At 39.3% G+C, this 3,856-nt stretch carries 3 protein-coding genes; all 3 read right to left on the bottom strand.

Features of this window, described 5'->3' with window-relative positions; translation table 11 throughout:
- Nucleotides 1–1,105, bottom strand: a 1,105-nt coding sequence (locus QRN68_RS23695; protein ID WP_285399657.1) for an InlB B-repeat-containing protein, incomplete at its 3' end; no start/stop codon positions are given.
- Between the two features lie 487 nt (nt 1,106–1,592).
- Nucleotides 1,593–2,993 (bottom strand): sensor histidine kinase, encoded by a 1,401-nt coding sequence (locus QRN68_RS23690; protein WP_285399656.1) that lies wholly within the window; start codon nt 2,991–2,993, stop codon nt 1,593–1,595.
- Nucleotides 2,994–3,707 carry a response regulator transcription factor gene (locus QRN68_RS23685; protein ID WP_285399655.1) on the bottom strand — a complete coding sequence of 238 codons (714 nt, stop codon included), beginning with the start codon at nt 3,705–3,707 and terminating at the stop codon, nt 2,994–2,996.
- Between the last annotated feature and the right edge of the window lie 149 nt (nt 3,708–3,856).

Below are 3,856 nucleotides of genomic sequence, written 5' to 3'. Positions count from 1 at the left end.
ACTCACCAGATCCTACCGATTGGGATGAAACTTTGCTTCCTCCATTGGAATCAAAAGTAACGATGTAGCTTACTTTCGTCCATTTGGCGTATAGCGTGATATCTTCTGTTACCACATCTTGTTCAAAGCCCCATGGTTCTGTCAATTCCTTATCTTTATGCCACCCTGCAAATGTATAGCCTTCCTTCTTCGGAACAATTGGTATTTGCACTAATTCGTTGTATCCAACGGTTTGCGCTGGAACTTCACTTCCTCCATTGGTATCAAAAGTAACTAAATAATTTGATTTATTCCATTTGGCATACAGCGTTATATCCTTTGTTTCTACATCTTGATCAAAGTCCCATGGTTCTGTCAGTTCTTTATCTTTATACCAACCAGCAAATATGTGATCCTCTTTCTCAGGATTAGACGGCGCTTTTGCTCGTTCTTTATATCCCACTATTTGACGCGAAACTTTATTTCCTCCATTAGAATCAAAAGTGATAATATAATGACTCCATTTCCCATAAATGGTCATCGGCTGTGAAATTTTTTTAGTCCACTTAATGGTATGATCTGCATCTTCAAACCATCCAATGAATATTTTGTCTGGTTGGCCTTGTTGATCGAATGGTGTTCCAAAAAACTGGTAATCATAAGACTCCCCCTGAAATGTTACAGAATCCAACCTGTTGACATGAAATGCAGAATGTCCGATTGTCTTTATGCTTGATGGGAGTTCAATACTTGTTAAATAATTAGAATAAAATGCACTACTTCCAATCGTTGTAACGCTTGGTGGGATCTCTACGCTTGTTAATCGATTATATTCAAATGCACTAATTCCTATCTTTGTAACACTTGAAGGTATTTTTACACTTGTTAATAGCGCACTCCTAAACGCTCTATACCCTATTTCTACGACTGGTTGTCCTTCAATCTCATTAGGAATATCAATATCCTTTGATTCGCCCTTATACCCAACAATGGCAACACCGCCATTCACACTCTCAGTTATATAATCACCTTCTCTATCACCGTTTGCGTAAGCAGGTAGATTACCTAGTGATAGTTGAGAAAATAACAAAAGTATAGCAGCTAATAGTAAGAATGCTTTTTTCATTTCTTCATCTCCATAATATATAGATCTATATTTTAAATTTGACATTGAAACTATAGCATTATTTACAAATGTACTAAAATCAATTTTTGTTAGTTTTCTTACATATTTTGATAATCCTTTTTGTTGCAAATTTCATCATAATCTGCACCATAAAACTTTAGCCACCCCTTAAATCTAGCGATATATTCATCTATATTTGCAGAATATAAAAACACTTGCAACTCGCGATAGACTTCTAAAAAAGATAAAGGGCGACATTAATCAGTGAAGGTTTTCTTCATCCCTTATTCGGGCTTTTACGGGTAGTTAATTCAATAAAAAAGAGACTGGGATATAACTGGTTAAAACTTTAAAAAGCGCGAGAAATCAATTTTAGAAACGTTGATTTCTCGCGCTTTTCTGATGTGAATTTTTTTAATTTTGCTGTGAAAATATACTTATGTTCCAGCCTCACATTAAATCTCACTCATTTGCCTATTAGTGTTTTCTAATGTTCATCATTTTGGTGCCTGATAGGAAATTCCATCACAGCAGTTAGACCTTTTTGATCTACGCCACTCTCAAGAATAAGGCGTCCATGATGTGCCTGCACAATCCTTGCTACCATCGGAAGCCCCAGACCGTGACCTTGCTTGATAGTGCCCTTTCTCTTTGGTGAGTAAGGTAACTCGGTAATATTCTTTAATTGTTCATTCGGAATACCTTGTCCATTATCCGTTACGATAAAGTGATACTTGGAGCCTTCCTCAGACAAGGCGGTTTCCAGTATGATTTCGCATCCCTCTGGGTTGTGATGCATACTGTTTAGAACGAGGTTGTTAATTGCTCTAAGTAATAATTTTTCGTCTCCAATGATGTGAATCGGTTCGGTGGTTAGTTTTAAATCAATGGTATAGCGATCATCTATTCCGTTATTTAAAAAATCTGTGGTAACCTGTCTTGCCAAAACCGATAGTCGAATGTTCTTCAAATGTAAAGGTTGCATTTCATACTCAAGCATGGAGACCAGATTCAGGTCACTTACAAGTGATCGTAGTTTCTCGCCTTGACGTCGAATAATGCTAGCCTGATGCCTTTGCTCGTCTGGCAAGTCCGAATTTTCTTCCATTTCGCTTGCATAGCCGAGAACTAGCGACAGGGGCGTTCGAATATCATGAGAAATCCCAGCAATCCAGTTGGAGCGAGCTTCATCCCGCGCCTTTAACGCATCCGTTTTGTTTTGAAGCATAGTAGACGTGGAATTAATGCTTTGGGCCAAATCATCGAATATCCCGTCGGCATCCAACTGAACCGCTTCCTCCTTGGCAAGGCTGTGAACTCCATCCACAAGAGGACGTATCTTTCTTATTAGTCGTGTCCCAATCATGATCGATATTAGCAAAGCAAGTATCACATTAGAAATCAGTAATAATATAAGTCGCAAAGGCAATGACTCTAACCAATCTGAGAGATAGTCAAGCTGATACCTCCAATGGCTTTTCTTTGGATATCCTACTACAATCAGACCATCCTCATGCTCCCAAGCATAAACAGGATATTCCATAAGATAATAGCGCGAAAACTTGGCTACTTCTACTAGATTGTAGGATTGTGGAACATCATTAGGTAGATGGTAGTCCCATTGCACATTACCATCTTCACCGATTAACATAGCCCAGGCATTGTTATGCTGCAGAAGCTCGGCAGTGTTCTCGTTTAATCGGTAGCTGTCACCCTGTTTGTCCATACTTTGGGCCACTTGCTTCACCACGTTTTCTGGGGACGGAGACTGATTATTTTCTGTGAACACTAGCACGCATAACATTACTAAGTTAAAAATAAGCAGAAATATCGAGATGATAATAGTAGCGGCGACAAATCGTCGTAATATGCGAATAACTCCTTCCACTTAACGCGTCTCCTTCACTAGCAGTTTATATCCCAGTCCCCTGACAGTAAGAAGATAAAGTGGTTTGGATGGATCCACCTCGATTTTTTCACGAACCCGCCTGATGTGGACCATCAATGTATTTTCGTAACCGTAGCTGTCATCTCCCCAGACCGCCTGGCATAAGGCATCACTCGTAACGATTCTGCCCTGATTTTCATACAATTTCACAAGTATAGCGTGCTCCTTTGCCGTCAATGGTAGCTCCTTTTGATTCCCGTATACGACAGCACTTTCTAGATTAATAGTCTGTTCTCCTAATTGAAAAACAGACAACTGTTCCGAAATAGGAGAGGAGTAGACCCTTTTCAGAATAGCCATAAGCCTTAATACTAGTTCACGCGGTAGGAACGGTTTCACAATATAATCATCTGCACCCAAGCCTAGTCCGAGTAGACGATCTTCATCCTCGCCCCGTGCAGAAAGGAAAAGGACTGGCATTTCTGAGAACTGTCTAATAGAAGACAAAAGTGAGAATCCATCGCCATCAGGTAACATAACGTCGAGAATAGCTATATCAGGCTTACCTGTTTGGCAGATTGACAGGGCGGAACTACAGTCAGTTGCATTATATATACGGAAAAAGCCCTCTTTTCTTAAAAAACTTTCAATCATTTTTCTGATTTCCGGTTCATCATCTACAATTAATATTTTTTTGTCTTTTAAATTTATCATGCTGCATCACCTGACTTTTATTATACATGAATAGGAAATTTAGCAGTATTTTGGCTCATCACCGTAACGTGTGATTGATTTGGCCTTGGCGTAATTGTTGTTGCTGTCGCTTCGCTTTCGCACAGAAAACATTTGTTGCTGTCGCTTCG

It is taken from the genome of Lysinibacillus sp. fls2-241-R2A-57 (assembly GCF_030209535.1).
In the GTDB taxonomy this organism is placed as follows: domain Bacteria; phylum Bacillota; class Bacilli; order Bacillales_A; family Planococcaceae; genus Lysinibacillus.
Note: the sequence above shows the minus strand (reverse complement) of the source record. Positions and strands in the feature narration are given on the sequence as shown.